Raw genomic sequence first — 26,489 nt, forward strand, 5'->3', positions numbered from 1 at the left:
CGTTTTTTCTAAAGAACTAAAATTATTTAATTTTAGCTTCTTTGAAGATCACGTGTTGACGGATTTTTGGATCAAACTTTTTGATTTCCATTTTTTCCGGCATAGTACGTTTGTTCTTGGTAGTGGTATAGAAATAACCTGTACCAGCTGTAGAAACGAGGCGAATCTTATCACGCATTGTTCAGACTCCTTAGATCTTTTGACCTTGAGCACGGAGATCAGCAACAACTTTCTCGATACCCAATTTATCAATAATACGCATACCTTTAGTGGTTAAACGAAGACGTACGAAACGCTTTTCGCTTTCTAACCAGAAACGGTGGTGGTGCAGGTTCGGCTCGAACCGGCGTTTGGTTTTGTTGTTTGCGTGCGACACGTTGTTACCAACGATAGGACGCTTGCCGGTAACTTGGCAAACCTTAGACATGGTGAACTCCATTGCTAGTTTATACAGCACAATTTCGTGCCACTAGCCATTCAAGTAAACGGATGAAATCATTCAAGGGGCGTTTTATACCAAAAATACGATTAAAAGACAAGCGAATTTGGTAAAAACAAGACATGATCTGGTGTGATAGATCATGCCTTAACCAAGTGGTGGTTTCTTACGACGACCACAACCCCTTTCTAGCGAAATAATGTTTTCAAAAGCAATTTATGGGTGGCTTTATTATACGGCGGCAGGATGAATTTTAAACTATAAAGTTTAGGGCTGACCGGATTGGACATGATTGAACGTTCATGCGAAAAACTAAAGAAGCCTTCCTTGCCATGATACTTGCCCATGCCTGATGCACCAATGCCGCCAAATGGCAGGTCATCCTGCGCCACATGCGTCAGGGTCTGGTTAATACCAAAATGCCCTGAATGTGTGCGTCCTGCGACGTAATCTGCGCGCGCGCTATCTGTATCGAAGTAATAGAAAGCCAGTGGACGTGGGCGACTATTAATGAACTGAAGGGCCTCATCAATATGCTCGTATTCCAGAATAGGCAGAATAGGGCCAAAGATCTCATTCTGCATAATGTCCATGTTTGTGGTCACACCTGTTAACAAGGTTGGCGCAATTTTACGGACTTCAGTGAGTGACTCATTCTTGGCATTGAGCTCAATAATATGTGCGCCCTGATCACGGGCATCTTCCAGATAGCCTTGCAGGCGGTTGTACTGCTTGTCATTAATGATGGAGGTATAGTCTTTGTTATCCCGTAATGTCGGGTACATGGTGGTCACAAAGTCATTATAGTGCTGAGTGAACTCGGCCGTCTTGCCTTTAGGCAGGAACATATAATCAGGCGCAACACAGGTCTGACCCGCATTCCAGAGTTTACCGACTGCAATGCGCTGTGCCACATCACGGATATTCATCGCAGAATGTACCAGTGCCGGTGATTTGCCACCGAGTTCTAAAATCACGGGGACCAGATTTTCAGCTGCAGCTGCCATGACCGTTTTACCTACAGCGGTTGAGCCTGTGAAAATCATTTTGTCAAATGCCAGATGGCTAAATGCATCTGAAATCACACCACCGCCATTGACCACAGCCACCAGTTCTTGCGGGAATGCTTCTGACAGTGCATTTTCAAGCACATATCCAAAGTTTGATGAGGCACTCGAGATTTTGATCATGGCGTGGTTACCTGCTGCCAGCGCACAGATCAAGGGGCCAATTGAAAGCAGCAAAGGATAGTTCCACGGCGCGATAATGCCGATTACACCCAAGGGCTGATATTCTACCCAACCCTTTGCCGGTTGGTGTAACATGCTGATATGGCGTCTGGAGGGTTTCATCCATTCCGTCAGGTTCTTGCTGTAGTATTTGATATGTTCCAGACAAGTCAGGACTTCGCCGATCTTGGTTTCCATAATGGCGCGGTTGCCATAGTCTTGATTAATTGCGTTAGCAAATTGATCTTGATATTTTACCAAGATGTTTTTAAGTCGGGCTAAGCGTTCAATCCGTTCTTTGGCGCTTGGCACAGGATGACGTTGGTAAGCTGCTTTTTGCTGCTCGAGCAAATCATGAAGCCGTTGCACATCAACATGAGGTGTCATGGCGGTTGTTTTTGTTTGACTGTTCATAGGCGTGGACCAAGAAAAAGCTTATTATTTTTTAATTTTTAGAGTAAATACTCTAAAGTGTCAAGTCGCTTTATAGGTTTGTTTTATAACCTGTTGATAATGTTATAGATGGTTAAACTCAATGTCACACGCTAAACCGAACAAAACGAAAGATCGAATTTTGCAAATCAGTTTGCAGTTGTTTAATGAGCGTGGAGAACGTTCGGTTACCACCAATCATATTGCGGCTGAACTGGGGATTAGCCCGGGCAACCTGTATTACCATTTCCGCAACAAGCAGGAAATCATCAAGGAACTGGCACAGCAATATCAGGCAGAAACCCTGGAAATGTTAGCGCTGCCGTCAGACCGTCCATTGAATGCCAATGACAAGATCAGTTATTTTCAGGTACTCAGCAACCAGTTATGGGCTTATCGCTTTATTCACCGTGATGTCTATCATCTGGTCGAAAATAATGAAGACTTTAGAAAGATCTATCCGCGTTTTGCCGGGCAGGTGATGCAGCAGGGGCAAAAGATCTATCGTGCCTTTGTGGATGCTGGTCTGATGAAAATGACGGATTCTGAAATCGAAGCCCTGATTATCAACCTGTGGATTGTACTGACCAACTGGACCAACTTCCTGTATATGTCCGGGCATATCAGCGATAACAACCGTCTTGAAGAAAAGTGGGTCTGGCAGGCATTACGACAAATGGTGTTTCTGGAAGGGCCGTATTTGATGGGTGAAAGCCGTCAAACCTATGAACAGCTGTTAAAGTCACTGGGCCCGTCAGACCTGTTTGCCAGCTTGTCTAGCCTTAAAAATGACGACGAGTGAGCCTTAGCTATTTAGTCAGCGACAAAAAAGGGTTAGAATGCCCGGCTTGATTTTAATTTGATTCGAATAAGTGATATTAACCAAATGAACACGACTACAGCCCACACAGCTCGATTACTGATTACTTGTGAAGACAAGCCGGGGATCGTGCAAGCCGTATCGAGCTTTTTGTATCATCAGGGAGCAAACATTACCGCACTTGATCAGTACGCAACAGAAGCTCAGGGCGGGCGTTATTTCATGCGTGTTGAGTTTGAACTTGATAATTTGCCATCCCGCAAAGAAGCCCTGATGCAGACTTTTGCTGCAAATGTGGCAGAACGCTATGAAATGCAATGGAAATTGAATTTTGTTGGCGAGTTGAAAAAGGTCGGTATTCTGGTATCCAAGGTGGATCATGCCTTGTTAGAGCTGTTATGGCGTCATGCCCGTGGTTCATTGCCATGTGAAATTACCCAAGTGATTTCAAATCACCCGGATTTGCGTGAGGCTGTTGAAAACTTTGGCATCCCTTTCCATGTTGTACCGGTCAATAAAGACAATAAGGCAGAAGCCTATGCCCAGATTAACGAGATGATGCAAGGCAATGACTTGTTGATTCTGGCGCGTTACATGCAGATTTTGAGTGAAGACTTTGTATCGCAATGGGAAATGAAGATCATCAATATCCATCATTCATTCCTGCCAGCTTTCGTGGGTGCAAATCCATATAAGCAAGCCTATGAGAAAGGCGTGAAGCTGATTGGTGCAACAGCACATTATGTAACAGCCGATCTGGATCAGGGGCCGATCATCGAGCAGGATGTTGAGCGTGTCAGCCATGATTATAATGTCGAGCAACTTCGTGAATTAGGTGAAGATGTAGAACGTAACGTGCTGGCACGTGCGGTGAAATGGCATCTGGAAGACCGTATTATTGTAGATGGCAACAAGACCGTGGTTTTCTAGGAAAACCGAGGTTTGCCATAGATAAGGAACATGCCGCAAGGCATGTTTTTTTATGTCTATTTTTCAATGCTTAGCGAATATACAATAAAAAACGGTTGAAAATGAAAACACTTCTCATTTATTATTACGGCACTTTCATTGTTCTATCCGATGAGTGAAATCGCTTTTTTGAAAGCTTCACCGTCTATATAGGTACTTAGATTCTTATGAGTCAATCTCCTGCGACATTCAACACGCCACACCCGATGAAGAAGAAAATCATCACTGCCTTAGTTGCGGTTGTGATTGGACATGTAGGAGTTCTGTGGGCAGTTAGCCAGATGAAAACGATTGAGCTGAAGCCAGTCGAAAAAGAACCGCTTAAGGTGAAGTTCGTAAAAATTAAGGAACCTCCTAAACCTGAGCCACCAAAACCGAAAGAAAAGCCAAAACCAAAGCCTGAGCCTAAAAAAGAAGTAAAAGAAGTGAAGGTGGTGGAAAAACCGATGGCACCTCCGCCGAAGAAGATTGAAAAAGTTCAGCAGGTCAAAGAAGCGCCAAAACCGGTGCTGCAAAAAACTGAACCGAAAGTTGAGCCAAAAGTCGAACCGAAAGTTGAAACCAAGGTGGTGACAACCACGACCGTGACTGAAAAGGTGGTGGAAAAACCGCAGCCTGTACAGGAAGTTGCAAAACCGCAGCCAGCTGCTGATCCATCTCCGAAACGTGTCGCAATTGGTGGTTCCGGTGTGCAGTGGAGCCGCTCACCGAGACTCTCTGTTACAGCGAAAGATCTGGATAACCAGGCACGGTCTGTCATGGTTCTGATCGAGGCTGATGAGAAAGGCAAGATTACCAATGTACGGATTACACGTAGCAGTGGCTTGCCAAATCTCGATGAAAAAGTTTTACGTGCCGTGAAAAGCGCGAAATTTAAACCGTATATGGAAAATGGTGTTGCTTATCCAATTCGAGCAGAGCAGCCGTTTGATCTTAGTCCTTAATGAAATTTGAGTCCTTGCGACAGATTAAATCAGGAGTTCGTATATGAACTTTTCAGTTTATTGGCAACATGCAGATGCAGTAAGTAAAACACTGTATTTCATCCTATTGGCAATGTCGATTGCGACGTGGACTATTTTCATTCTGCGCCTTTTAGGAACACGCCAGTTAAAACAGCAGGCTTATAACCAGCTGGTACAGGCTTTGGCTACGCTTAAATCAAAGTTACAGCCTTTATCGTTTGAACAGCGTAAAGCTGTTGCCGAGCAGGCTCTACTTCGCCAGATCTCTGCCGAGAAATCGCAAGCAGAAAAGGGCGTTTCAGTATTAGGTACGATTGCTTCACTTGCTCCGTTCGTGGGCCTGTTCGGTACCGTATGGGGGATTTTCCATGCGCTTGTGGCGGTAGGTAAAAGCGGACAGGCTGGTCTGGCTCAGGTGGCAACGCCTGTAGGTGAGGCCTTGATTATGACCGGTCTTGGCCTTGCCGTTGCGATTCCGGCGGTACTGGCTTATAACATCTGTGTGCGTTTTAACCGTGGTCTGGCTCATGATTTGCAAGATCAGGCACATAGCTTGTTGATTGATACCATGTTGCAGCAAGAAACCACCGTAAAGACAGAGACTAAAGCGACTCAACAAAGTTTAGTTGGAGGTCAGGCTTAATATGGGCTTTCAATTGGGTGAAGACCACGACAGTGGCATGAATGAGATGAACCTCATTCCTCTGATCGACATTATGTTGGTATTGATGATTATCTTTTTAGTCACAGCAACGGTTGCTAACCCATCAATTCCATTAAGTTTACCAAAAACAACGGCTGAAATTGTTGATCCACCGCCAAAAGCGATCACCATCAGTATTAATGACAAGGGCGAAGTGGCCTGGGATGCGCAAATCATTAGTCTGGATGAACTGGAAAAGCGTTTCCAGGAAGCGGGCCAGGCTGAAACAAAACCGACCGTGCAGTTACGTGCAGATAAAGAATCAAAATATGATACGGTTGCACAGGTCATGTCACGTGCCAGTGAAGCCGGTTTGAGCGATATTGCATTCGTCAGCGAAAACTAGGTGCTAAACCCGCAATAAAAAAAGCAACTCGAGGAGTTGCTTTTTTTATGCCTATTCATCCTTGAGCAGGTCAAGGTACTTGGCGCGTAATTTGGACAGCTTGGGCGGAATGCTAAAGTTGCAGTAGCCTTGTGACGGGTTACGGGCAAAGAAATTCTGGTGATATTCTTCTGCAGGATAGAATGTTGGTACCGGGCTGAGTTCAGTCACAATATTCAGTCCTTCATCTTCCAGCCCTTGAATGACTTGCTCGGCTTGCTGCTTTTGCTCATCATCGAAGTAATAAATCACAGAACGGTACTGGGTGCCGATATCATTACCCTGACGGTTGGGCGTTGTTGGATCATGGGTGGTAAAGAAGACGTTCAACAACTGGGTGTAGCTGATTTGCTGTTCATCAAAATCGATCAGGACTACTTCTGCATGTTGTGTATTCCCCTGGCAGACTTGCTCATAGGTCGGATTCTGGGTAATCCCGCCTGCATAGCCACTCACTACCTTTTCAACACCTTTGAGTTGCAGGAATACGGCTTCCACACACCAAAAACATCCACCACCTAACATTGCCTGTTGCATAAAATTTCCCGATTTTTAATTTTAAGAATGCTACTAAATTAAACCAAGTGCAGAAAAAGTAAAAGCCCGTGTTTGAAACGAGCTTTTGCTTTGTAATGAGCTTCCAGTTATGGAAGTGGCTGGATCACAGTCACGAAGCTCACCAGTACCTGACCAGAAGCGTCCATGAACTTAAGCTCATGACCTTTAAGCTCGTAGTGGGTTGTACTTGCCAAGGCATTGGCATATTGACGCGAAAGCGCAGTATTTTCTTTACCGATACATGCCATCATGGTTGAAGCAATTGGACCTAGGCGTAAGATCGCGCCCTGGCTTTCAAAGCTACCCTGAATCTGGTTACAGCCATCTGCACCAGAGAAACGTTTAGACTTGGCATCGAACTGAATGGCAGGACGTTTGCCAGAAAGATCATTGCTCTTGATTTCCACACCGTTGATGTGGGTTGCAATCCAGTTACGGTTATATAGATCAATGCTTTGTTTTTGAGACGCATTTGGTGAAGTCTGGAGAGATTCTGTAGTTGCACAGCCCGTCATTGCTACAGCAATTGCCAAAGTACAAGTTGTTAAAAAAGGCTTTAACATAAGATTTTAAATCCGAATCGTTGTGTTTCTATGCAGAATATTAAAATAAATAAACATGGATAGGAGCGGTATATTACGTATCTATTTGTAAGTTTTAAGGTAACTTTAATAAAAATAGTGGAAAAATCACTCAGTTTTAGGAATGCCTGAGCGAATAACTTCCGAAAAATACTCACTACTTTGATTGGCCTGCTGTGCATACTGTTCGGCACGTGGGTTGATATGCGCCAGACGATACCACTCCTTTACACTATAATGCGGGTTAAGTGCCTTTAAGTCGTATAGGTAGTTGGGTAAATATCCTGAAGCCAGTAAGCGGTAGTCTTTCGGTAACTTTTTCGGATTGATGGCCTGCACCATATCAAATACCAGGGTTGTACAGTTACTGGTCAGGGTGTTATACCATCGGGCTTGGGCTCTTAGATCATCGGCTTTATGCAGGTATTCGATAAACAAGGCTTTGCGCTCTGCGGCCGGCATTTTCACAGGAAACAGGTAAACCTGTTCGTGACGGATATTGCTGCGGGTATAGACAATATCTTTTTCGTCAGAAGCAACCAGGCTGAGCTCGTATTTACGGAAAAAACCGCCAATGGCAGAAAAGTCTTCGCCTTTTTCTTTGCGGATTTCAATCGAAAACACCAAAGGCTTTTGATCGGCAAAATCAAAACTGACCAGTGTATGGGCAATCTGGGGGCCCATCCAGTAGGAGGTAATCACATTGAGGCCGGTGATCTTGTTCAGATCAATAGTACGGTCTTCCCAGCGTACGTCATAGGTTCCATCGCTATGCCAGTCAAAGTTACGGACTTTATGTAAGGTGACCAGATCACCTTGTCTGGTGTAACTGAGCTGTTCGGCAACTTCCGGATTCCAGTCACGATCCTGTCGGGCTTCCAGAGAAAAATACCAAAACAGTGAACAGGCAAAGGCAACGCAATAAATAACAATATCAGTACGCCGGCTGATGAGGTGACCACTGAAATATACACCCAGCAAACTCAGCGCAAACAGGCTCCACAGTACAATGGTGACCCGGCTCAACACGCTGCCGAGCGGTTGCTGAATCCACAATGCAAGACAGAGCCAGACACTGGAAAGAACCACGAATAAGGTAAATAGACCGTGTAACAGTCCAGTCCCTAAAGCAATAAAAAACTCTCGTGATCCTATATTATGCATGGCCCGTGCGATCCATTATTATTTTTGGTAGGTTGCAAACTCAAAAGCGATACCGGTTTTCTCATCGGTATGCGGTTCTAAGCTGATTTTACGAAAACCCTCAGGAATTTCTGGATAATGTGCATCACCTTGAACATCAAGCTCTACATGGGTTAACTCAAGACGATCGGCGATGGTCAGGGTTTGCTTAAAAATCTCTCCGCCTCCAATAATAAATAAAGACGTTTTTTCAGCCTGTTGTGCATCTGTAAGTGCGCCGTTTAAAGCCTCTTCGATACTATGCGCGACCTTGACCCCGTCAAACTGCCAGGCCGGATCACGGGTAATCACCCAGTTGACCCGGTTGGGAAGGGCCCGGCCCATAGATTCAAGGGTTTTACGCCCCATGATCACAACACCGCCCTGGGTAATGGCTTTAAAGTGTTTCAGGTCGGCCGAGATATGCCAAGGTAAAGCATTGCCTTTGCCGATACAGTGATGTTTATCCATCGCCACTACGTGAACAATTTCAGTATTTTGCCATGTCATTGCTATATTTTCTCTTCAGTCGTTAAACGGCGACAGGGGCTTTAATGGCTGGATGTGATTCATAGCCCACAATTTCAATATCTTCAAATTTAAAGTCGAAAATATCGGTGATCTCAGGATTCAGCCTTAATTGACATAAGGGTAACGGCTCTCGGGTGAGCTGTAATTTTGCCTGCTCAAAATGATTGGCATAGAGATGGGTATCCCCACCGGTCCAGACAAAGTCGCCGACCCCTAAACCGCAGACTTGCGCAATCATATGGGTCAGCAGGGCATAGCTGGCAATATTGAAGGGAACCCCTAAAAAGACATCGGCACTGCGTTGGTATAGCTGGCAGGATAACTTGTTATCATGTACGAAGAACTGGAACAGGGTATGGCAAGGTGGCAAAGCAACCTGGCCGGCTTCATTCGGGTTCCAGCCAGACACGATCAAACGACGCGAGTTTGGATTGGTCTTGATCTCATTGACCAGCCATTTGATCTGGTCAAAGCCATCTTGCTGATAGCTGCCATCTGCATTTTGGGTTGCGCCAAAGTTACGCCATTGGTGACCATAGACCGGCCCCAGTTCGCCTTCTGGACGACCAAAACGTGCGGTTTGTTCTGCCGTAGCCCATTCATCCCAGATCGTGACTTTATTGTCTTTTAGATATTGAACGTTGGTATCGCCCTTGAGGAACCAGAGCAACTCGATCACGATGGAACGAAAATGTACTTTTTTGGTGGTCAATAAGGGAAAACCTTTGGAAAGATCAAAGCGCATCTGATGACCGAATACTGAACGTGTCCCTGTTCCTGTACGGTCACCTTTGTCGCCGCCATTGTCGAGGATATGTTGTAAAAGGTCTAAATATGTACGCATCGTCATTCCTATCGCAAATTTTGCTCGGGCTAATCTTATCAGATTTAGGTCATAAATAATGATTCTATTTTGACACGACGAGACCCGGCCGATGCGAGTTGCTTTGCCATTTGCATATATTTTTTACTGCAAGTCCTGTCTGTATTTTATTATTGGCGTCTATTCTTGCTTCTATTATAAATGGATAAGATTGTTAGCCGTTAAAAAACATAAGAGGAGCTTATGCTGATGTTGAGTGAACAAGAAATCAAAAGCATGTCCGAGCAAGAATTTCTCTTAAAATACAGTGAAATTGATAATAAGGGTTCAAATTATGTATTCAATGCAATAGGGATCTTGGTGCTGGCTGCAATTCTGTTGATTACCGGGATTTGGGCTGGGGACACTCTGGTCTATCTCGCTTTTGGCGTTCTGGGAGTAAGTGTTTTCTTTTATAAGCGAGGAATGAATTATAAAAAGAAGGCTCTGGGCTTATGGCTGATGAGATATCCAAATCATTAATTTTTTGTTTTAAGTAGCACTGGATGAGGTTTGAAAAGGGCAGGACGCTGCCGTTATAGAGCATGTCTAAGGTGCGGGATGAACGGGTTTGTTGTTAAATAAAAAAAGCGGATGAACTGTCATCCGCTTTTTTAGGCACTTTAATCTTATTCAGTGACAAAGGTTACTTTGCCATCGGCCAACGACTGAACACGTGCCAGTGACTCAACGCGATAGCCTTTCTCTAGCAACACATCACGACCTGGCTGGAACGATTTTTCAATCACGATACCGACACCCACCACTTCAGCATTTGCCTGATGAATCAGGTCGATGAGACCTAATGCAGCCTGACCATTGGCAAGGAAGTCATCAATCACTAGCGCTTTATCGCTTGAGCTGATGTGCTTGTTAGAAATTGCGATGGTGCTTTCAGTCTGTTTGGTAAACGAGAACACTTTAGAACGGTAAAGGTCGTCTTTAAGTGTTAATGACTGGTATTTACGGGCAAAAATAACAGGAACGCCAAGTTCTAAACCTGCCATAATTGCAGGTGCAATACCTGAAGCCTCGATGGTAATAATTTTAGTAATACCTGCATCTTTAAATCGAGCGGCAAATTCTTTACCAATCAGCTGCATTAACACAGGATCGATTTGGTGGTTTAAGAAAGCGTCAACTTTCAAAACCTGATCAGATAGAACGATACCTTCATTTAAGATTTTCTGTTCTAAAGCGTACACGGGAGAATCCTCTAAACGGATGCTTGTTCAAGCAAAGGCATATTTTAAAAAGCATCAAAAAAAATGCAAGCCAAAATTGACCAGTTGCTTAGTTTGTTTTGCCCGAATAGCCTGTTAATAACAGTCCGTAAGAAGATTTTCCATCATTATGGGCCATTTTTACCGGCAGGTAATCAAGTTGTGGAGCTAACCAGAACACGGTATTGCGCTCAGGTTTGTCATGCTGCATGACCACTTTGATGGTATTGAATGTGCCATAAGGTGTTTTTACACTTTCTGTACCTTGCTTGACAAAACGGCGCTCATCCAGACCTTTGGCATCAGCAATCAGATACTTGCTCTTCAATGCATTGTTTTTCAAATCTTCTCGGATCTGCAATTCGGCATTAAGTTCATCCAGTGCGCCAGCCTGCCAGGCAAATGAACGTGCCTTGTCATCTTTCTTGGTATTTACAACCTTACTGCCCGGATTGAAGTTAATACTCATTGTATTGTTATGAATCAACACCTTGCTGCTACGGCTAAATTTTTGCGAATTAATCTTGTTGTTTGTAAAACTGAACTGGCTGGTCTCCGAGGCGGAAGCAAGTGCGGCAGCTTTGGCACTGAACTGGTAGGTCCAGTTATTGCCTTGCTGAGAGAGTGTACGTGTTGCAGAACCCAGATTTTTATTGTTGTAGCTAAATTGATAGCTGGCCTGAAAAGGTGCCATTGCCAATGCATGACTAGACAAGCTTGCACTTAGAAGGGCCGCAGAGGTCATACCTGCTACTTTCAGAAATTTCTTTGTCATAACATTCTATCCTTTGAGTGAACTTGAATTAAATCACTCATTTATCATGTAGATTGTGATTATTATGCCTGCAGATTATGGAGAAAAGATCAGGCTTTTTACTAAGCGCTTGTTAATGTTTCGTATATATCATGAAGATGTGTATTTGAGTGACATGACACATAGATGTTTCATGTCACCAAAGTATCGGTCCATTTATCTTGTTTGATCTTTCTGCTGAATCGGCGTGACTTGAGTATCTTCCAGTGCTTCCTCATCAAAGTCATCATCGTTCGAGGGCGATAATATGGCAGCCAGATTGACATTTCCCCAGACGATTAACTCTGCTGGACGGACACGGGCGCGGTTTACATGTACTTTGCTCAGGGTTTCGATAATGCTGGCTTTCTTGCCAAGCCAGCGGTTCAGGTCCAGATAAAGTAAATCATCTTTGACCTTGACGATTTCAAAGTGTTCCAGAATCTTGCCTAATGGATCTTCTTCACGAAATTTCTGGTAATACCAGATGGCCATATAAAAGCCCCATTTCTGAAAAATATTCTTGAATTTTGCCTCAATGACCTGGGTGTTGCTGATCTGTTCAAACACCATCAGTTGAACATCCTGGTTCATTTCCATCTGGATCAGTTTTAAATCGACTGACAGGGTAGTATATAAACCTTTCACATCCAGAGTTGTATACAGGCGTAACCAGCCATCATACAAATCGGCGTGCAGGTCTTTCATCATGTCGACATTTTCGGTGATATAACGTTCCATCGTGGCATTCACGAAAACCTGCGATAATGAAAATTCTCTTTCTTCTTCAATGAATTCTTCTGCTTTTTGGTAAACTTTACGTAGACGTTTAAAAACGGATGATATTAGCGTTTGCATAAAAGTTGTTCCAGAAAGTGAATTGATAGGTCATGCAATGCCACAATCTTTGTCTTAACTAAAAAATAAAAATAAATTTCTGTCTTGCAGTGTAGCAAAATTAATTGCTACATTTTCATAAAATGCTGGTATGGAAACACTGTAACTATAAGTGGATCACATTTTTGTAAAATTTTGAATATTGTTTTGGTTTTTATACGGTTATTGCCGTTGGGGATGGGACATTTTTGTCACTTGACTAACATGTGGAATAAAATAAATTTTCGTTCAGCGCTATCTCCTTGGTGGTGGCAAGACCCGGTTTTTGCAGGCGCGGTTGTTTTGGCGACACTACTGCATGGGGCTGTGCTGGCTGTGCATTTTACCATGCCCTCTCCGGCAGATACCTCAACCAAAGAAATCGCTGTTTCTGTACGTCCAAGTACAGATAAAGTCAAAGACGCTGATTTTCTGGCTCAGGCCGATCAACAGGGTTCAGGTGATTTCCGTCAAGCGCACCGTATGTCTAGTGATATGCCTGCTCCCATGCAGGCAGATGCCACTACGGGCGAAGCTGCGCTGGAAAGTCTGGAAAAAATTCAGCAGCAGCGTGAGCTCAAATTTGAAGAAAAAGTATTAATGACGGTGTTAAGCTGGCAAAAGCAGGCAGAGCAGAGCGAACGTAAAAAAACACTTGAAGAGCTGCAAAGCCAGTTTCAGGCCAAGGCTGCCATGGTCGCCAGTCTGGAAGCCCAATATTTACAGCGACAGCAAAATTTTAGCCGCAAACAACGTATTAAAACTGTCGATGGCATTCAGGCCAAACAGGATGCATCCGCAGCCTATCTGGATAAGTTCCGTCAAAAAGTCGAGCTATATGGCAACCGTTATTATCCGGATGAAGCCAAACAGCAACGGTTAGCCGGAGAAGTGCGTTTAATGGTGATTTTGAATGCTGAGGGCGGAATCCGGGCGATTCGTCTCATTGAAAGTTCTGGTCATGCCATTCTGGATGAAGCGGCCAAGGCATCGGTACGCCGTGGTGCGCCGTTTGGTGCCTTTGATGCAGCGATGAAAAAGGATATTTCTGAACTCAGGATTATCCGGACCTGGCGTTTTGATCCGGTCGATGCAGAGTTTGAAGTGCACTAAAAACGTCGCTTCAAGCCAAAATTCACTGTTCAATCAAATCAGATGAGCCTATAGGCCTTCGGTTTTATCTCTCTTCCAGACATCAAAAATTGGCTTTTTGCATACCATTTTTTGATCGGGGTGTGGATAAGTCTGCTGTTATTCACATGTCATGCTGGCTGGAATAGGCACGTTCAAGCTGGCAGATTTCCACACTAAAGTTCCGGTACCAGTGCTCTTTACCCAAGCGCTGGGCCAGCTGATGCTCGGCATCTTGCTGCCAGCGTTGAATATCTTCAAGGCTATGCCAGTAGGACAGGGCAATTTCAAAACCATTTTCACTGCATGCTTCAAACCTGACACAGTTAAACTGGCTCAAGGCTTTATGTCTGAGCTTCTGCGCCATGTCTGAATAAGTTGCATCAAGTGCTTTGATGCTGGCCTTAAAGATAACAATATACATGGGAGCCTGAATCAGCTTTCATCGGCCTGATAAGGATTGGCAATTCCCAGTTTTTTCAGGATTTCGATCTCCAAAGCTTCCATCTCTTCAGCTTCGGCTTCACTGGTTTCGTGATCGTAGCCAAGTAAATGTAAAACGCCGTGAACCAGTAAGTGAGTAAAATGATCCGCAGCTGACTTTTGCTGTTCGGCAGCTTCCTGTAAAACCACCGGGATACAGATCACCAGGTCACCTAGGGGTTCTGCATCGAGCAAGCTGAGCATTTCCTCTGGAATATCACTCGGAAAAGACAGCACATTGGTCGGTTTGTCTTTTTCACGATATTGCAAATTGAGTTCATGGCTTTCTGCCAGATCGACACAGGCAATCCCGATTTCACAATTGACATCGAAACCGACATGACGCAGGGCCGTTTCGATATTTTTTTTGATCTGTCCACGTTTTAGTGGCAGTTCAGCAGCTTGAAAGTCTTGTTGAAGACTTAAATTGATTTTCAAAATAGATCCTTAGATATAAATTACATTTACACGCTTAGATAGAGTCCAAGAAATATAGGTCAAGATCATGGTGGCAGCTTGCCATTTCTTATCCATTTACGGGATAAGCCTGCGGCATGGCCTGCTTATGCGTTCACAAAAGCAGGCAAAACCTGAGTTTAGATCATCGTAACGTGAGAGCCGCATCCTGCATTCATAGCCCAGCGGCTGATCTTGTGCTGAGACCAAACATTACTTGGTTTGGCTTTGCTCAGATTGCCAATGACGGCTCCGGGAAATGAATCAGGTTCAGCTTATTTAATGCTGAGCATCAGCTTTCTCATCATTTTCTGCAATCAGTGCTTCCTGTCTGGCTTTACGTTCGGCACGGGCCTCGGCAGACAGGCGTTGCTGTTCGCTGTCCCAACCTTCATACGCTTCAACAATTTTTTGTACCAGTTGATGGCGTACCACATCACGTGAATGGAAACGGGTGATATGAATTTCATGCACATTTTCAAGTACACGTAAGGCATGGGCCAGACCTGATTGCTGACCACGGGGCAGGTCAACCTGAGTCACGTCACCAGTAATTACGGCACGCGAGCCAAAACCTAAACGGGTCAGGAACATTTTCATCTGCTCAGGGGTGGTATTTTGTGCTTCATCCAGAATCACGAAAGAGTGGTTCAGGGTGCGTCCACGCATGTAGGCCAGGGGAGCCACTTCAATCACCTGACGTTCAATCAGTTTGGCAACTTTTTCAAAACCCAGCATTTCATACAGGGCATCGTAAAGCGGGCGCAAGTAAGGATCGATTTTCTGGGTGAGATCGCCCGGTAAAAAACCAAGTTTTTCACCTGCTTCAACTGCCGGACGGACCAGCAGAATGCGCTGGATTTCATTGCGTTCCAGCATATCAACCGCAGCAGCAACAGCCAGATAGGTTTTACCTGTTCCTGCCGGGCCGATACCAAAGGAGATGTCGCTTTGCAGAATACGTTGGACGTAGCGTTTTTGATTGGCACCACGCGGGTTGATGCGTCCCTTGCGCGTCTGCAACCAGACACTGTCAAGGCCAGTATGCTCCTGTTCTGAATCATCTATCAGTTCACGGTCAGTTTGTGAACCCTGAATCATCAGGTGCAGGATGTCCGCGCTGATTTGAGAGGAAATTTCTGATTCTTGATAGAGCCGTTGCAATAGTGCTTCGGCTCGTTCGACCGCTTCTATATCACCATCGAGATAAAAAGCATCGCCACGGTGAGTAATTTTGACATCTAAACGTTGTTCGATTTGTTTTAAATGCCCGTTATACGCACCGAGCATGCTTTTTAAACGTTCCAGTGAAATCTCAGGGAACGTTACTGTACGTCGAATCGCTGCAGTCAAGAGAAACCCTTTTTGTTGACTTGTAAGAATACCCTTACATTACGCCACGTCAGGTTCAAGATTCAAGAGCTCGCCATAAACTAAATTTAAAGTTTTGATTTCAGTAATCTCGATCTCTGCGAAACGGCCAACCCATGCGGCATCACCGATAAAGGTCACCAAACGGGTATTATCTGCCGTACCGACCAGAATATTCGGGTCTTTATCTGACACTTTCTCGATCAGCACACGCTCGATTTTACCCAGCATGGCATCGGTTTTATTGATGCTTGACTGCTTGATGACTTCCTGTACCTGCGCAAGGCGGTCTTTTTTCACCTGTTCAGGCGTGTCATCAGGCAGGTCTGATGCTGGCGTCCCCGGACGTTTTGAATAGACAAAGCTATAAGAATGATCAAAATCCAGATCTTTAATGAACTGTAGCGTTTCTGCAAAGTGTTCATCCGTTTCGCCCGGGAAACCAATAATGAAGTCGCTGGATAAATGCATATCCGGGCGCACCTTACGCAATTTGGCAATCCTGTCGATATAGACATCAATCGTGTGATTACGTTTCATGGCTTGCAATACATTGTTTGAACCGCTTTGCACAGGCAGGTGCAAATGTGAAACCATTTGTGGCAGGTCACGATAGCACTGGATCAGTTCATCGGAAAACTCAAGCGGGTGAGAGGTGGTATAGCGTAAACGTCCAATTCCTGGGATTTCTGCAACCAGACGCAATAATTCAGGGAAGGTACAAATGCCGCCTTCAAAAGTTTCGCCCCGATAGCCATTGACGTTTTGCCCCAGCAGGCTGATTTCACGTACGCCTTTTTCAGCCAGACCTGCAATTTCAGCCAGCACGTCATCGAGAGGACGGGAGACTTCTTCGCCACGGGTATATGGAACGACACAGAACGAACAATACTTTGAACAGCCTTCCATGATAGACACGAATGCCTTGAAGCCTTCAACGCGTGGTTCTGGCAAGAAGTCGAATTTCTCGATATCCGGGAATGAAATATCAACCAGCTTGATTTTTTCTTTCTTTGGCTTTTCCACCTGTGCCTGATGCTGATCCAGCATTTGTGGCAAACGGTGCAAGGTTTGCGGGCCAAAGACCATATCGACATAAGGTGCACGTTTCTGGATATTGTCACCTTCTTGAGAGGCAACACAACCGCCGACCCCGATCACCAGATCCGGATTCTGTTCTTTGAGCTTGCGCCAGCGACCTAGGCCACTGAATACTTTTTCCTGCGCCTTCTCTCGAATCGAACAGGTATTCATCAGCAGGATGTCTGCTTCGTTGGGATTGTCGGTGAGCACATAACCATGTGAATCACCTAACAGGTCTGCCATACGATGACTGTCATACTCATTCATCTGACACCCTTGAGTTTCAATATATAATTTTTTGATTGAAACATCAGCGGTGTGCATTGGCTGGTTAACAGTGTTTTCTGAGGCAGCTTTTACAGCACTAGGAGTGAATGTTTGAACCGTCATGCAGGCTCCTAAACAAGGTGGATTTAAATAAACCGCGAATTATAGCAGCATTTTCAGTTGTGCGCAGAGAATAAAAAACTGACAAAAATGGACAGTTTGTGAATAAAATTGTGTGAATTTTAATGAATATGAATCAGTAATTTACATAACACAACAATAGTGAGAAGCTAGACTTATTACACTATGATAGCAGGCAAAATTGGGCACAGATATTGATGAAGATGAAAAAGCACCGTGATTTAACAACAACAGGAAGCCATAAACCGAATAATAAGAACCGCTTCCGACGTTATATTGCCATGGGTGGGATGATTGCATGTTCATCCGTCTATGCTTTAGATGAACAATTCAATGATGCCTTACGTGCGGCCAATGCGGGCAACACGGCCTTGCTCGACCAGTATCAGTACGAAATGCAGAACGATGCATTGGGATACTATCCAGAGTACTGGAAACTCAATACCAATCTCGGCTTTCAACCCGCCACATCCATTATCAGTTTTGCCCAGCGTTACCCGCAATCGGCAATGGCTGAAAAACTTGCCGCCGATTATGTCGAAGAAAAAGTAAAACAGGCCAGTTTTGCCGATGCCAAGCCTGTGCTCAGTTATGTCACCAATCCCGATCAGGAAGAAAGTTGTGCGGTAGCACAGGTGCGTGCCAAAACCGGTGACAGTCTGGTCTTTGCCGAATATAAGGACATCTGGCTCACCACCAATTCCCAGCCTGAATCCTGTACCGGGCTGGGTCGGCTCATGTTGTCAAGTCCGTTGATGACGGCGCAGGACCGTCAGCAAAGACTGTGGGGACAATTGCGTGCCGGGCAGTCCGGACAGGCGGTTGCAACGGCGCAAACCCTGGGATTGAACCTTTCCCTGGCTCAGTTTAACCAGATTCAGGCCAATCCATTGGGCTATTTGTGGAGTGCTCCAAAGTCCAATGATGCCGATTATGCCTACCTGATTTTTGCGCTGGGACGTGTCGCAGACAGTGATCTCACCAATGCTTTAAGCAATGTGCAACGTGTGGTTCAGGACGTGCCTCAGCCGGTGCAGAAATATCTGTACCGCACCATCGGCTATGTCGGTGGTACCACGGTCATGAAGAACGGATTTAATCGTGAAGTGCTAAATGCTTTTGACCAGAGTTATGGTTATCCATTTAGTCCCGAAGAAGCGGAAATTTATGCGCGTCAGGCCATCCGTTTCGGTGCCTGGGAAAGCCTGATCCGTGCCATAGATGCAATGTCGGTGACCCAAAAACAGGAAGACCGCTGGCAATACTGGTTGGCCCGTGCTTCCGAACAGCGTTCAGACAGCGGTTCTAAACAGGCGGCACAACAGATTTACCGCAAGCTTGCCCAGGCCGGTGATGACTATCACAACTTACTGGCAAAAGATCGTCTGGGTCAACGCTATAACCATCAGCCATACAATGAACAGCCTAGTGCTCAGGATCTCCAGCGTCTTAACCAGAATATTCATTTTAGACGTGCCTTTGCCTTAAGAAATATCAATGCACCTGCCAGCTATACCAATCGTGAGTGGAACTGGGCTGTCCGCCAGGCCTACCTGCAGCATGATGATGGCCTGTTACTTGCTGCGGCCAAGCGTGCGCATGACATGGGCTGGTATGACCGCGCCATTTATGCAGCTGACCGTACTACCTCGCGCCATAACGATACCTATCGCTATGCTACGCCGCACCGTAGTAATGTCACCAGTCATAGTTACAATGCCGGTATTGATCCCGCTTGGGCGTATGGTTTAATGCGTCAGGAAAGCCGGTTTGTGACCTCTGCACGTTCCAATGTCGGGGCGGGTGGCTTGATGCAGATCATGCCGAATACGGCAAAACTGATCGCACGTCAAATGGGTGAGACCTATAACCCGGCGGCCTTAAGTGAGATGAATACCAATATCCGTTATGGTACCTATTACCTGTCCATGATCCAGAGCCAGCTGAGTGGTAATGCGGTTCTGGCAACAGCAGGTTACAACGCCGGACCGAATCGTGCCCGCCGTTGGCAGCCTGATCTACAGGTGATGGCAGCTGACCAGTACACGGAAACCATTCCATTACTGGAAACACGTGACTATGTAAAACATGTCATGACCAATGCAACACATTATGGTGTGGTACTGGGACAGGGTGCGCAGTCGTTAGAAAAACGCATGAGTACAATTCCTGTGCGCAATAGTCCTTAGACACATAAACATGTTTAATTGAAATAATGAAGTTTTTGCATTTGATGAAATCCGTCAACTTATTTAAAGGGCAATGGATACGATTTGTACAGGCGGCGCTGTGTTTTGCGGCCATGTCATTTGGTGCACCATTATATGCAGCAGGCAAGCAGGAAGTTGCAGGCTATGTCATGCATGTACAAATGACGCCGGCGGCCTGCTCATTTGATTCATCAAGACAAAAACAGCGTAAATGTCTGGAAGGTTATTCACTGACGATTGCAAGCCTGTTGCCAGAAGTTCCTTTAAACCGGGATTGCTCAACCCGTTCTTCGGCGCGGCTTTCACCTTTACAAGCCAAAGTGGTGGCCCGGGTCATGCCGGATGAAAATGCACGTGTCCAGCTTTGGCAGGATGTCGGTGGCTGCATGCCAATGAATGCCAGTCAGTATTTTAGAACCATCATCAATTTTGCCGAGCGTTTGAAGATACCGGCTGATCTGACCAGTCCAAATACCATTGAAGTGCAAAAAGAAAGCCTGAGACAGCAATTTATCAGGCTGAATCCATCCTTGCCGGCAAATGGCATCCGCTTTACTTGCCAGTCATCGAAATTTAACTCGATTCTGACCGAGATCCGGGTGTGCTACCAGAAAAATGGTCAATATAAACAATGTGCTAGCCATATTATGACAGGCTGCCCAAATGAATTTACAATTAAAGGCAGTTACTAGGCATTTACCTAGTTTGATTTGTATTTTCTATTAGACTTTCGTTGAAATTCATTCTCTTTTACATGCATCTACATTCGCTTTAGAGTACAATCTTTGCCGTTTATGATAATTCGATTGAATAATAAAAAGGTTCAATCGTGCTAACGCATCTCATTGGAGAATATCACATGAAGCAACCCGTTCGTGTTGCCGTTACAGGCGCTGCTGGTCAAATTGGTTATAGCTTATTATTCCGCATCGCAAGCGGTGAAATGTTAGGTAAAGATCAACCAGTCATTTTACAATTGCTTGAAGTTCCTTTTGAGAAAGCTCAACAAGCGCTTAAAGGCGTGATGATGGAACTTGATGACTGTGCTTTCCCTTTATTGGCTGGCATGATCGGGACTGATGATCCTAAAGTTGCATTTAAAGATGCTGACTATGCGTTATTGGTTGGTTCTCGTCCACGTGGTCCAGGTATGGAACGTGCTGACTTGTTAAAAGTGAATGGCGAAATCTTTATTGGTCAGGGCCAGGCATTAAACGAAGTTGCTAGCCGTGATGTTAAAGTACTGGTTGTTGGTAACCCTGCCAATACCAATGCTTATATTGCAATGAAATCTGCACCAGATCTTCCTGCGAAAAACTTCACAGCAATGTTACGTCTTGACCACAACCGTGCCTTGACTCAACTTGCTCAAAAAGCGGGTGTTGCAGTTTCTGACATCGAAAACATGACGGTTTGGGGTAACCACTCTCCAACAATGTATGCTGACTACCGTTTTGCAACTGCAAATGGCGTAAGCTTGAAAGACAAAATCAACGATGCAGCTTGGAACAAAGATGTGTTCCTTCCAACTGTTGGTAAACGTGGTGCGGCAATCATTGAAGCACGTGGCTTGTCTTCAGCTGCTTCAGCTGCGAATGCTGCAATTGACCATATGCGTGACTGGGCATTAGGCACAAACGGCAAATGGGTAACAATGGGTATTCCATCTGACGGTTCTTATGGTATTCCAGAAGGCGTAATGTTCGGTTTCCCTGTAACCACTGAAAACGGTGAATACAAAATCGTTCAAGGTCTGGAAATTGATGAATTCAGCCGTGAACGTATTAACTTCACGCTCAACGAGCTTGAAGAAGAACGTGCAGCTGTAGCTGACATGGTAAAATAATTTATCCCTTCGATAAATTGAAAAAGCACTCTCCTTGAGAGTGCTTTTTTTATACATAGCTCACAAAAAACAACAAGAAAATATAGACATACCTCATCAGGGTATTGGCATTTACTGTTAAATTATTTTGATCAGGACAACTGCTTGGAGAATAACAATGTTTGAACAACAACCGACACTGGAACTTTTATTTGAACAACTTGGACTGGGGGCTGATGATGCTGCAATTGAAAGTTTTGTGAAGGCTCATCAACTCGGCGCTGACCAGAAATTACATGAAGCTGAATTCTGGAGTGCTGCCCAGCGAGACTTTTTAAAAAGTCACTGGGAGAAAGATGATGACTGGGCTATTGTCATTGATGAACTCAACCAGCAACTACACCTCGACAGCACCAACTAATTCTGGCCATCTTAAAAATAAAGCTCACATCAGTGAGCTTTATTGTGGATCAGGCTTATAAACCAGTCTTCTTTACGCACCTGGTCAAAAGCAGGGTGAAGCTGTAACAGTTCCAGGTCATACTCAAGGCAGGATACATACTTGTTTAGCCAGTGCCGCGTTAATGCCAGCTCCTGTTTGACAGCAGAGGCATAAGCCAGGAAGAAATAAATATCCAGATGGTGATGATGGGCTAAAGGTTTAAGAATCTGCTGGGTAATCAGGGCAAAGCGCTGTTCCTTGCTGAGCTCAAAATAAATCATATAGGCTTTGGCTAAATGCAAAGAAAGATTTAAATATAAGCTCAGTGGCATTTCGTCATATTCGATTCGTGCCTGTTCCAGCAACACGATGGCTTCTTGTAAAAAATGCAACTGTTCCTGACGGACATGACTCAGCGTTACCAGCTGTAAGCGGAGGTCGGCGCGCTCTAAAGCTAGTTCAGGTGTATTGCTTTCCAGGTAGAGCTGGTCTGTTTCACCAATCCGGGCAATCACTTGTTTGGTTTCGTTCGGCATGTCGGGGTCCAGAATCGTCAGTTATGCCTAGATATATAAGGCTGTTTTCAGGAATTTAAAGGGCCTGGCCTTGCCAGATCGAATTTCCGCTACGTAGCCATGCGGTAATTGATAAGCGTTGCTGCTTTGAGCGAAGCACTTCATGCAATAAATCACTCTGGAAAATTGCCAGACGATTGGGGAGGGGCTGAATGATATGCCATTGACCCAGTTTGTCCTGCAGGCGTAGCTGCCCACCCCAGTCCTCTTGCCACTGTTCATGCACATAAAACACCGTAGAGATCATACGGTCATTTTTCTGTTGCGGATTATCACGGTGCAAAGCATAAAATTCACCTGCGTTATAGCAGGCAAAATGAGCTTCTACTTCTTTGATCCCCAGATAAAAGGCTTGATTTAAGGTTTGTGATAATGCTTCCAAAGCCTTGAGGTGCTGTTGGGCAATCGGCAACTGACCATCAATCCACAAAATATGGTCACTGCGGATATGACTGACCACGCCGTTTTGTACTCCCGCTGCCCTGAATTCGGCCAGATGAGATGTACATTCATGAACAAGAGATTGTACGTATTCATTTGAATAGACATCATCAATCAAGGCAAAGCCAAATTCATTTATATCATCCAGAATCCGGTCTAGATTCCATGATCCGGCAAGAGAGGTGGGCTGCATAGCACTCCAGTGTATTTAGAAAAAGATACCATCGTGATTGTAGTCGATCACATCAGCACGAGAGCATAATTGAGAGGCTGCCAATATTTCAACTATGGCCTGCATGATCGGTTCAAATAATCTGGGCAGAACTGGAAAAGTGAGACCGCGGAGGACTTTATCCAGTTTTAGCCTCCTCTGGTACAAGAGTCGTTAAGCTGTGAAATATGGTTTTTTCCCCAGTTTCATGGAAGGCAGCATTGGCCAGCGCTGAACATTTAGGATGTTGAGTTTTGTAACCCCATGCTTGTAGCTGCTAAAAAATGTCTACAGTTGCGGGCCACTGTGAAATGTCATCGGCCTCTATTTTCATGTTAAACTATCCTTTGAATTGAGGAATAATTGTCAACATGAATTACCGTCACCATTTCCATGCGGGTAACTTTGCCGATGTCATGAAGCACGTACTTTTGCTTCAGCTACTTGCCCGTTTAAATGCCAAAGATAAGCCTTATCGATATATCGACACCCACGGTGGTGCTGGTAAATATGATTTATCGCTTGCGCCTGCACAAAAGTCTGGTGAATTTTTATCAGGTATTCATCGTTTGGTACAGTTAGGTGAAATTGAAAAACGTCAGGCTCCGGAAGGCGTTCAGGAATATTTGAAACTGGTTGAAAACTTACGTTCGGAAGAAGGCAAGGGGAGCTATCCTGGTTCTCCGTGGTTTGCCCTGCAAGCGATGCGTGAAATAGACAAGGCCACTGTATTTGAAATGCAGCGTGATGTCTTTCAGGAGTTACGCCACAATATTCGCGATAAACGCATGGGATTGCACGAGCGTGATGCGTATGAAGGCCTGTTAGGGGTTATTCCGCCGAAAGAAAAGCGTGGCCTGGTCATGATTGATCCACCTTACGAATTGGAGCGTAAGGATTTCCCGCAGCTGGTTGAGTTACTTCAGGCAGCTTATAAAAAATGGCCAACAGGTGTTTTTGCCGTGTGGTATCCGATCAAGGATCGCGCCATGATTGAACGTTTTGAAAAGAAAATGTTTAAAACCGGGATTCGCCGTCAACTGGTCTGTGAAATTTGCGTATGGCCAGATGATACGCCGGTGGGCTTGAATGGTTGTGGTCTGCTGGTGATTAATCCACCTTGGAAATTCTCGGAAGATGCGGATCAGGCATTACAGTGGTTGTTTCCACATTTACGTATGCAAGAAACCGGTGGTCATGCCGCAGTGCGTTGGTTGGTGGGTGAATAACCCATCAACGTCAAAATATTCTTGAGGAATTGAAAATAATGACAAATTCTCTTAAACCTGATTCTGATTTAAATAAAGATGATCATTCTTTTGATGGGATCACTTTTGAAGTAGAAGAAGAAGAGCATACGCACGAAGGACAAAAAGTGAAACGCCGTGGCATTTATTTGTGGCCCAATTTAATTACAACGGCTGCGCTGTTATCTGGCTTTTATTCCATTATTGCCAGCATGAATGGCAATTTTAACCAGGCGATCTATGCGATTTTTCTGGCCGCGCTACTGGATGGGCTTGATGGGCGTGTAGCACGTGCAATTGGTGCACAAAGTGCTTTTGGCGAGCAGTACGATTCACTCTCTGATTTACTGGCATTTGGTGTAGCACCTGCAATACTGATGTATAGCTGGAGCTTGCACGATCTGGGACGTATTGGGCTGGCGTGCTGTTTTATCTACACAGCCTGTGCCGCTTTCCGTCTGGCTCGCTTCAATGTACAGATTGGTGTGGTCGATAAGCGTTATTTTATCGGGATTGCAAGTCCGCTTGCTGCGGTCACGGTTATTTCACTGGTATGGGTGGGACGCGATTTCCCATTTATCTTTGATCTGAAGGATATCGTGGTTCAGGTCATCAATGCTGTGGTCATGGTTGCTGTGGGCTTATTGATGATTTCCAATATCAAATACTATTCATTTAAACAAATGGATCGTAAGCGGGTGCCTTTTGTCGTGATGTTACCTGTGGTCTTGATTTTTGCTGCAATCACGTACAACATTCCTGTAGGGATCCTGATTGTATGTATTCTCTATGTACTCTCCGGGTTTGTCACAACGCTATTTGCCAAAAAAAATGATGCTAAAATAACAAGTTAAAATTTGGGAGGTTCAGTATGCCAATATTGATGAGTAATAATCAATTCAAGCAGCTGAACCTGAACAAGTCAGATGCTTTAACTTTCTATCCACCTAAAGGGCTTTTTAAAATTGTTTATCAGGCCTTGATCCTGCCCAATCTGCCTGAACCCTTTCATTATTTCAATTTTATTAGCCTGATTGGGCAGCCCCGTATACCGATTTGCTATAACGCCAGTGCGATTACAACCACAGCCATCGATACCGCAACCGTTTTGGTGAGCAGTAGTGTGGCAACCGTTGGCCACCTGAAAAGTTATAGTGCAAAAGAACAATGTCAGTTAGACATGGATCAGTATCAGTTTCTTGATGTTGACCATATACAGGCTGATTTTCCAGACTATTATTTTACCCGTACTGATGAAGAGCTTAGTTGTCAGCTCAAAGTCCGCCTTTGCGGCAATATTGAAAATCATTCGGCATTGCAATGGGGGGTGGCAGATTACTGGTATGCAGCTTGTCGATGTGAAGGCGAAATTATTTATAAAAAACAAAAATATCAAATCGAGGCCAAAGGCGTTTTAAAGCATGCCAGAGCCATTTACTTTCCTTTTATTGCCTTTCATTTTTTTACTTATCAAATTATTCAGGTCAGTCCTGATTTACAAATCATTTTGTCTGAACTGCGCAATCAATGGAATAACATTGTTTTTTCACGCATAGAAATTCAGACAGAAGAGACCACGATTCTGTATGAGCAAGAGGTGGTTCTGGACATTACCCGGGTTTATCCAAAAGTAAAAACACCAAATGGACGAGAAATGTATCTGCCGCGTGAACTGGTTTGGCAGTACCAGCAAAATGGAGAGATCATTTTTCAGCTGCATGCCAAGAGTCGGGGAGATTACAAGTTTGGGCTGGCTGCTGGCTATGTGGGGAGCTTTCACTATCAATTACAATGGAAAGAAAAACACTATCAGGGTTCAGGTTATTGTGAATATATTGATTGTCGCCCTTTACACTGGCAAGAAAAGAGTAAAAACGAACAAATAATCGACCAGATAGCGCATTTTCAGCCTTATTTGTGCAAAAAGTAGACGCTTGATAAAATAATTTAAATAAATTTGCAGAAAGCGGTTGCAACCGATCTGAAATGCTGTAGAATGCACATCCATCGGCGGTGATGCAGATAAAAACTTGTTGAGAAACAAGGATTTGGCTAAAA

31 protein-coding genes are annotated in these 26,489 nt (G+C 44.7%); 14 read left to right on the forward strand and 17 right to left on the reverse strand.

The annotated features are described in order from the left end of the window. Positions 1 to 22 precede the first annotated feature (22 nt). The 3 genes from rpmG to OC23_RS11275 all read right to left on the reverse strand — a co-directional run bounded on the left by rpmG (position 23) and on the right by OC23_RS11275 (position 2,082). Positions 23 to 178, reverse strand: a complete 156-nt coding sequence (rpmG, locus tag OC23_RS11265; RefSeq protein WP_003654787.1) for a 50S ribosomal protein L33 — start codon at positions 176 to 178, stop codon at positions 23 to 25. Between the two features lie 12 nt (positions 179 to 190). Next, on the reverse strand, positions 191 to 427 hold the full coding sequence (gene rpmB / locus OC23_RS11270) for a 50S ribosomal protein L28 (protein WP_004649871.1): 237 nt from the start codon (positions 425 to 427) through the stop codon (positions 191 to 193). Between the two features lie 200 nt (positions 428 to 627). Beyond that, a complete protein-coding gene (locus OC23_RS11275; protein WP_038344901.1) occupies positions 628 to 2,082 on the reverse strand; it encodes a coniferyl aldehyde dehydrogenase in 1,455 nt (484 codons plus the stop codon). Between the two features lie 121 nt (positions 2,083 to 2,203). On the opposite strand from OC23_RS11275, the gene OC23_RS11280 reads away from it, so the two are divergent. The 5 genes from OC23_RS11280 to OC23_RS11300 all read left to right on the forward strand — a co-directional run bounded on the left by OC23_RS11280 (position 2,204) and on the right by OC23_RS11300 (position 5,903). After that, complete coding sequence (locus tag OC23_RS11280; RefSeq protein ID WP_038344903.1) at positions 2,204 to 2,902, forward strand: TetR/AcrR family transcriptional regulator; 699 nt, start codon at positions 2,204 to 2,206, stop codon at positions 2,900 to 2,902. Positions 2,903 to 2,986: 84 nt separating this feature from the next. Continuing rightward, on the forward strand, positions 2,987 to 3,850 hold the full coding sequence (gene purU, locus OC23_RS11285) for a formyltetrahydrofolate deformylase (protein ID WP_038344904.1): 864 nt from the start codon (positions 2,987 to 2,989) through the stop codon (positions 3,848 to 3,850). A 206-nt stretch (positions 3,851 to 4,056) separates the two neighbouring features. After that, positions 4,057 to 4,833 carry an energy transducer TonB gene (locus OC23_RS11290; protein ID WP_038344905.1) on the forward strand — a complete coding sequence of 259 codons (777 nt, stop codon included), beginning with the start codon at positions 4,057 to 4,059 and terminating at the stop codon, positions 4,831 to 4,833. A 43-nt stretch (positions 4,834 to 4,876) separates the two neighbouring features. Beyond that, positions 4,877 to 5,497, forward strand: a complete 621-nt coding sequence (locus tag OC23_RS11295; RefSeq protein WP_038344906.1) for a MotA/TolQ/ExbB proton channel family protein — start codon at positions 4,877 to 4,879, stop codon at positions 5,495 to 5,497. 1 nt (position 5,498) lies between these two features. After that, positions 5,499 to 5,903, forward strand: coding sequence for an ExbD/TolR family protein (locus tag OC23_RS11300; RefSeq protein ID WP_016542445.1), 405 nt, complete (start codon positions 5,499 to 5,501; stop codon positions 5,901 to 5,903). Positions 5,904 to 5,954: 51 nt separating this feature from the next. Here the strand turns inward: OC23_RS11300 and msrA are convergent, their stop codons facing one another. The 5 genes from msrA to thyA all read right to left on the reverse strand — a co-directional run bounded on the left by msrA (position 5,955) and on the right by thyA (position 9,638). After that, positions 5,955 to 6,479 carry a peptide-methionine (S)-S-oxide reductase MsrA gene (gene msrA / locus OC23_RS11305; RefSeq protein WP_038344907.1) on the reverse strand — a complete coding sequence of 175 codons (525 nt, stop codon included), beginning with the start codon at positions 6,477 to 6,479 and terminating at the stop codon, positions 5,955 to 5,957. A gap of 107 nt (positions 6,480 to 6,586) precedes the next feature. After that, positions 6,587 to 7,063: an META domain-containing protein gene (locus OC23_RS11310; RefSeq protein ID WP_038344908.1), complete on the reverse strand. Its 477-nt coding sequence runs from the start codon at positions 7,061 to 7,063 to the stop codon at positions 6,587 to 6,589. 126 nt (positions 7,064 to 7,189) lie between these two features. Further along, positions 7,190 to 8,245, reverse strand: a complete 1,056-nt coding sequence (locus tag OC23_RS11315) for a DUF4105 domain-containing protein (RefSeq protein WP_038344909.1) — start codon at positions 8,243 to 8,245, stop codon at positions 7,190 to 7,192. Positions 8,246 to 8,263: 18 nt separating this feature from the next. Next, a complete protein-coding gene (locus tag OC23_RS11320; protein WP_038344910.1) occupies positions 8,264 to 8,773 on the reverse strand; it encodes a dihydrofolate reductase in 510 nt (169 codons plus the stop codon). A 22-nt stretch (positions 8,774 to 8,795) separates the two neighbouring features. Continuing rightward, the gene (gene thyA / locus OC23_RS11325; RefSeq protein ID WP_038344911.1) at positions 8,796 to 9,638 is read right to left on the reverse strand and encodes a thymidylate synthase; all 843 of its coding nucleotides are present in this window, start codon (positions 9,636 to 9,638) and stop codon (positions 8,796 to 8,798) included. A gap of 228 nt (positions 9,639 to 9,866) precedes the next feature. Between thyA and OC23_RS11330 the strand changes: the two genes are divergently transcribed. Next, entirely contained in the window at positions 9,867 to 10,139 is a 273-nt protein-coding gene (locus tag OC23_RS11330) for a hypothetical protein (RefSeq protein WP_038344912.1), read from the forward strand. Positions 10,140 to 10,285: 146 nt separating this feature from the next. On the opposite strand, the gene OC23_RS11335 is transcribed toward OC23_RS11330, so the two are convergent. From OC23_RS11335 to OC23_RS11345, 3 genes are all read right to left on the reverse strand, one after another. Continuing rightward, on the reverse strand, positions 10,286 to 10,861 hold the full coding sequence (locus OC23_RS11335) for a xanthine phosphoribosyltransferase (protein WP_038344913.1): 576 nt from the start codon (positions 10,859 to 10,861) through the stop codon (positions 10,286 to 10,288). 88 nt (positions 10,862 to 10,949) lie between these two features. After that, positions 10,950 to 11,654 carry a DUF3108 domain-containing protein gene (locus tag OC23_RS11340; protein WP_038344914.1) on the reverse strand — a complete coding sequence of 235 codons (705 nt, stop codon included), beginning with the start codon at positions 11,652 to 11,654 and terminating at the stop codon, positions 10,950 to 10,952. A gap of 195 nt (positions 11,655 to 11,849) precedes the next feature. After that, positions 11,850 to 12,530 carry a hypothetical protein gene (locus OC23_RS11345; protein WP_038344915.1) on the reverse strand — a complete coding sequence of 227 codons (681 nt, stop codon included), beginning with the start codon at positions 12,528 to 12,530 and terminating at the stop codon, positions 11,850 to 11,852. A 243-nt stretch (positions 12,531 to 12,773) separates the two neighbouring features. Here OC23_RS11345 and OC23_RS11350 point away from each other — a divergent pair, with 243 nt between their 5' ends. After that, positions 12,774 to 13,661, forward strand: a complete 888-nt coding sequence (locus tag OC23_RS11350) for an energy transducer TonB (RefSeq protein WP_038344916.1) — start codon at positions 12,774 to 12,776, stop codon at positions 13,659 to 13,661. 142 nt (positions 13,662 to 13,803) lie between these two features. On the opposite strand, the gene OC23_RS11355 is transcribed toward OC23_RS11350, so the two are convergent. From OC23_RS11355 to miaB, 4 genes are all read right to left on the reverse strand, one after another. Then, positions 13,804 to 14,103 (reverse strand): antibiotic biosynthesis monooxygenase family protein, encoded by a 300-nt coding sequence (locus tag OC23_RS11355; RefSeq protein WP_038344918.1) that lies wholly within the window; start codon positions 14,101 to 14,103, stop codon positions 13,804 to 13,806. Positions 14,104 to 14,114: 11 nt separating this feature from the next. After that, positions 14,115 to 14,600, reverse strand: a complete 486-nt coding sequence (gene ybeY, locus OC23_RS11360; RefSeq protein WP_038344919.1) for an rRNA maturation RNase YbeY — start codon at positions 14,598 to 14,600, stop codon at positions 14,115 to 14,117. Between the two features lie 297 nt (positions 14,601 to 14,897). Continuing rightward, positions 14,898 to 15,971 (reverse strand): PhoH family protein, encoded by a 1,074-nt coding sequence (locus OC23_RS11365; protein WP_038344920.1) that lies wholly within the window; start codon positions 15,969 to 15,971, stop codon positions 14,898 to 14,900. Between the two features lie 39 nt (positions 15,972 to 16,010). After that, complete coding sequence (gene miaB, locus OC23_RS11370; protein ID WP_038344921.1) at positions 16,011 to 17,462, reverse strand: tRNA (N6-isopentenyl adenosine(37)-C2)-methylthiotransferase MiaB; 1,452 nt, start codon at positions 17,460 to 17,462, stop codon at positions 16,011 to 16,013. A 299-nt stretch (positions 17,463 to 17,761) separates the two neighbouring features. Between miaB and OC23_RS11375 the strand changes: the two genes are divergently transcribed. From OC23_RS11375 to OC23_RS11390, 4 genes are all read left to right on the forward strand, one after another. Further along, entirely contained in the window at positions 17,762 to 19,669 is a 1,908-nt protein-coding gene (locus OC23_RS11375; RefSeq protein ID WP_171194787.1) for a lytic transglycosylase domain-containing protein, read from the forward strand. A gap of 26 nt (positions 19,670 to 19,695) precedes the next feature. Beyond that, entirely contained in the window at positions 19,696 to 20,382 is a 687-nt protein-coding gene (locus OC23_RS11380) for a ribonuclease I (RefSeq protein ID WP_413772403.1), read from the forward strand. Between the two features lie 167 nt (positions 20,383 to 20,549). Then, the gene (locus OC23_RS11385; protein WP_038344923.1) at positions 20,550 to 21,536 is read left to right on the forward strand and encodes a malate dehydrogenase; all 987 of its coding nucleotides are present in this window, start codon (positions 20,550 to 20,552) and stop codon (positions 21,534 to 21,536) included. A gap of 157 nt (positions 21,537 to 21,693) precedes the next feature. Continuing rightward, a complete protein-coding gene (locus tag OC23_RS11390; RefSeq protein ID WP_038344924.1) occupies positions 21,694 to 21,936 on the forward strand; it encodes a DUF2789 family protein in 243 nt (80 codons plus the stop codon). A 29-nt stretch (positions 21,937 to 21,965) separates the two neighbouring features. On the opposite strand, the gene OC23_RS11395 is transcribed toward OC23_RS11390, so the two are convergent. Together OC23_RS11395 and OC23_RS11400 are read right to left on the reverse strand one after the other, a co-directional pair. After that, positions 21,966 to 22,493, reverse strand: coding sequence for a hypothetical protein (locus tag OC23_RS11395; protein WP_038344926.1), 528 nt, complete (start codon positions 22,491 to 22,493; stop codon positions 21,966 to 21,968). Positions 22,494 to 22,548: 55 nt separating this feature from the next. Further along, positions 22,549 to 23,166 carry a 2OG-Fe(II) oxygenase gene (locus OC23_RS11400; protein WP_038344927.1) on the reverse strand — a complete coding sequence of 206 codons (618 nt, stop codon included), beginning with the start codon at positions 23,164 to 23,166 and terminating at the stop codon, positions 22,549 to 22,551. A 389-nt stretch (positions 23,167 to 23,555) separates the two neighbouring features. On the opposite strand from OC23_RS11400, the gene OC23_RS11405 reads away from it, so the two are divergent. Genes OC23_RS11405 through OC23_RS11415 form a run of 3 tightly spaced genes read left to right on the forward strand, consistent with a single transcriptional unit; the run spans position 23,556 to position 26,361 of the window. Further along, positions 23,556 to 24,413 (forward strand): 23S rRNA (adenine(2030)-N(6))-methyltransferase RlmJ, encoded by an 858-nt coding sequence (locus tag OC23_RS11405; RefSeq protein ID WP_038344928.1) that lies wholly within the window; start codon positions 23,556 to 23,558, stop codon positions 24,411 to 24,413. A gap of 38 nt (positions 24,414 to 24,451) precedes the next feature. Further along, positions 24,452 to 25,285, forward strand: a complete 834-nt coding sequence (pssA, locus tag OC23_RS11410) for a CDP-diacylglycerol--serine O-phosphatidyltransferase (RefSeq protein WP_038344929.1) — start codon at positions 24,452 to 24,454, stop codon at positions 25,283 to 25,285. A 17-nt stretch (positions 25,286 to 25,302) separates the two neighbouring features. Next, positions 25,303 to 26,361: a DUF6670 family protein gene (locus tag OC23_RS11415; RefSeq protein WP_038344931.1), complete on the forward strand. Its 1,059-nt coding sequence runs from the start codon at positions 25,303 to 25,305 to the stop codon at positions 26,359 to 26,361. Positions 26,362 to 26,489: the final 128 nt, after the last annotated feature.

Source organism: Acinetobacter sp. A47 (assembly GCF_000805455.1).
In the GTDB taxonomy this organism is placed as follows: domain Bacteria; phylum Pseudomonadota; class Gammaproteobacteria; order Pseudomonadales; family Moraxellaceae; genus Acinetobacter.

Excerpts from the sequence above, each read along its gene's own strand:
- rpmG (WP_003654787.1), bottom strand. The coding sequence starts at position 178 with ATGCGTGATAAGATTCGCCTCGTTTCTACAGCTGGTACAGGTTATTTC.
- rpmB (WP_004649871.1), bottom strand. The coding sequence starts at position 427 with ATGTCTAAGGTTTGCCAAGTTACCGGCAAGCGTCCTATCGTTGGTAAC.
- OC23_RS11275 (WP_038344901.1), bottom strand. The coding sequence starts at position 2,082 with ATGAACAGTCAAACAAAAACAACCGCCATGACACCTCATGTTGATGTG.
- OC23_RS11280 (WP_038344903.1), top strand. The coding sequence starts at position 2,204 with ATGTCACACGCTAAACCGAACAAAACGAAAGATCGAATTTTGCAAATC.
- purU (WP_038344904.1), top strand. The coding sequence starts at position 2,987 with ATGAACACGACTACAGCCCACACAGCTCGATTACTGATTACTTGTGAA.
- OC23_RS11290 (WP_038344905.1), top strand. The coding sequence starts at position 4,057 with ATGAGTCAATCTCCTGCGACATTCAACACGCCACACCCGATGAAGAAG.
- OC23_RS11295 (WP_038344906.1), top strand. The coding sequence starts at position 4,877 with ATGAACTTTTCAGTTTATTGGCAACATGCAGATGCAGTAAGTAAAACA.
- OC23_RS11300 (WP_016542445.1), top strand. The coding sequence starts at position 5,499 with ATGGGCTTTCAATTGGGTGAAGACCACGACAGTGGCATGAATGAGATG.
- msrA (WP_038344907.1), bottom strand. The coding sequence starts at position 6,479 with ATGCAACAGGCAATGTTAGGTGGTGGATGTTTTTGGTGTGTGGAAGCC.
- OC23_RS11310 (WP_038344908.1), bottom strand. The coding sequence starts at position 7,063 with ATGTTAAAGCCTTTTTTAACAACTTGTACTTTGGCAATTGCTGTAGCA.
- OC23_RS11315 (WP_038344909.1), bottom strand. The coding sequence starts at position 8,245 with ATGCATAATATAGGATCACGAGAGTTTTTTATTGCTTTAGGGACTGGA.
- OC23_RS11320 (WP_038344910.1), bottom strand. The coding sequence starts at position 8,773 with ATGACATGGCAAAATACTGAAATTGTTCACGTAGTGGCGATGGATAAA.
- thyA (WP_038344911.1), bottom strand. The coding sequence starts at position 9,638 with ATGCGTACATATTTAGACCTTTTACAACATATCCTCGACAATGGCGGC.
- OC23_RS11330 (WP_038344912.1), top strand. The coding sequence starts at position 9,867 with ATGTTGAGTGAACAAGAAATCAAAAGCATGTCCGAGCAAGAATTTCTC.
- OC23_RS11340 (WP_038344914.1), bottom strand. The coding sequence starts at position 11,654 with ATGACAAAGAAATTTCTGAAAGTAGCAGGTATGACCTCTGCGGCCCTT.
- OC23_RS11345 (WP_038344915.1), bottom strand. The coding sequence starts at position 12,530 with ATGCAAACGCTAATATCATCCGTTTTTAAACGTCTACGTAAAGTTTAC.
- OC23_RS11350 (WP_038344916.1), top strand. The coding sequence starts at position 12,774 with ATGTGGAATAAAATAAATTTTCGTTCAGCGCTATCTCCTTGGTGGTGG.
- OC23_RS11355 (WP_038344918.1), bottom strand. The coding sequence starts at position 14,103 with ATGTATATTGTTATCTTTAAGGCCAGCATCAAAGCACTTGATGCAACT.
- miaB (WP_038344921.1), bottom strand. The coding sequence starts at position 17,462 with ATGACGGTTCAAACATTCACTCCTAGTGCTGTAAAAGCTGCCTCAGAA.
- OC23_RS11375 (WP_171194787.1), top strand. The coding sequence starts at position 17,762 with ATGGGTGGGATGATTGCATGTTCATCCGTCTATGCTTTAGATGAACAA.
- OC23_RS11380 (WP_413772403.1), top strand. The coding sequence starts at position 19,696 with ATGAAGTTTTTGCATTTGATGAAATCCGTCAACTTATTTAAAGGGCAA.
- OC23_RS11385 (WP_038344923.1), top strand. The coding sequence starts at position 20,550 with ATGAAGCAACCCGTTCGTGTTGCCGTTACAGGCGCTGCTGGTCAAATT.
- OC23_RS11390 (WP_038344924.1), top strand. The coding sequence starts at position 21,694 with ATGTTTGAACAACAACCGACACTGGAACTTTTATTTGAACAACTTGGA.
- OC23_RS11395 (WP_038344926.1), bottom strand. The coding sequence starts at position 22,493 with ATGCCGAACGAAACCAAACAAGTGATTGCCCGGATTGGTGAAACAGAC.
- OC23_RS11400 (WP_038344927.1), bottom strand. The coding sequence starts at position 23,166 with ATGCAGCCCACCTCTCTTGCCGGATCATGGAATCTAGACCGGATTCTG.
- OC23_RS11405 (WP_038344928.1), top strand. The coding sequence starts at position 23,556 with ATGAATTACCGTCACCATTTCCATGCGGGTAACTTTGCCGATGTCATG.
- pssA (WP_038344929.1), top strand. The coding sequence starts at position 24,452 with ATGACAAATTCTCTTAAACCTGATTCTGATTTAAATAAAGATGATCAT.
- OC23_RS11415 (WP_038344931.1), top strand. The coding sequence starts at position 25,303 with ATGCCAATATTGATGAGTAATAATCAATTCAAGCAGCTGAACCTGAAC.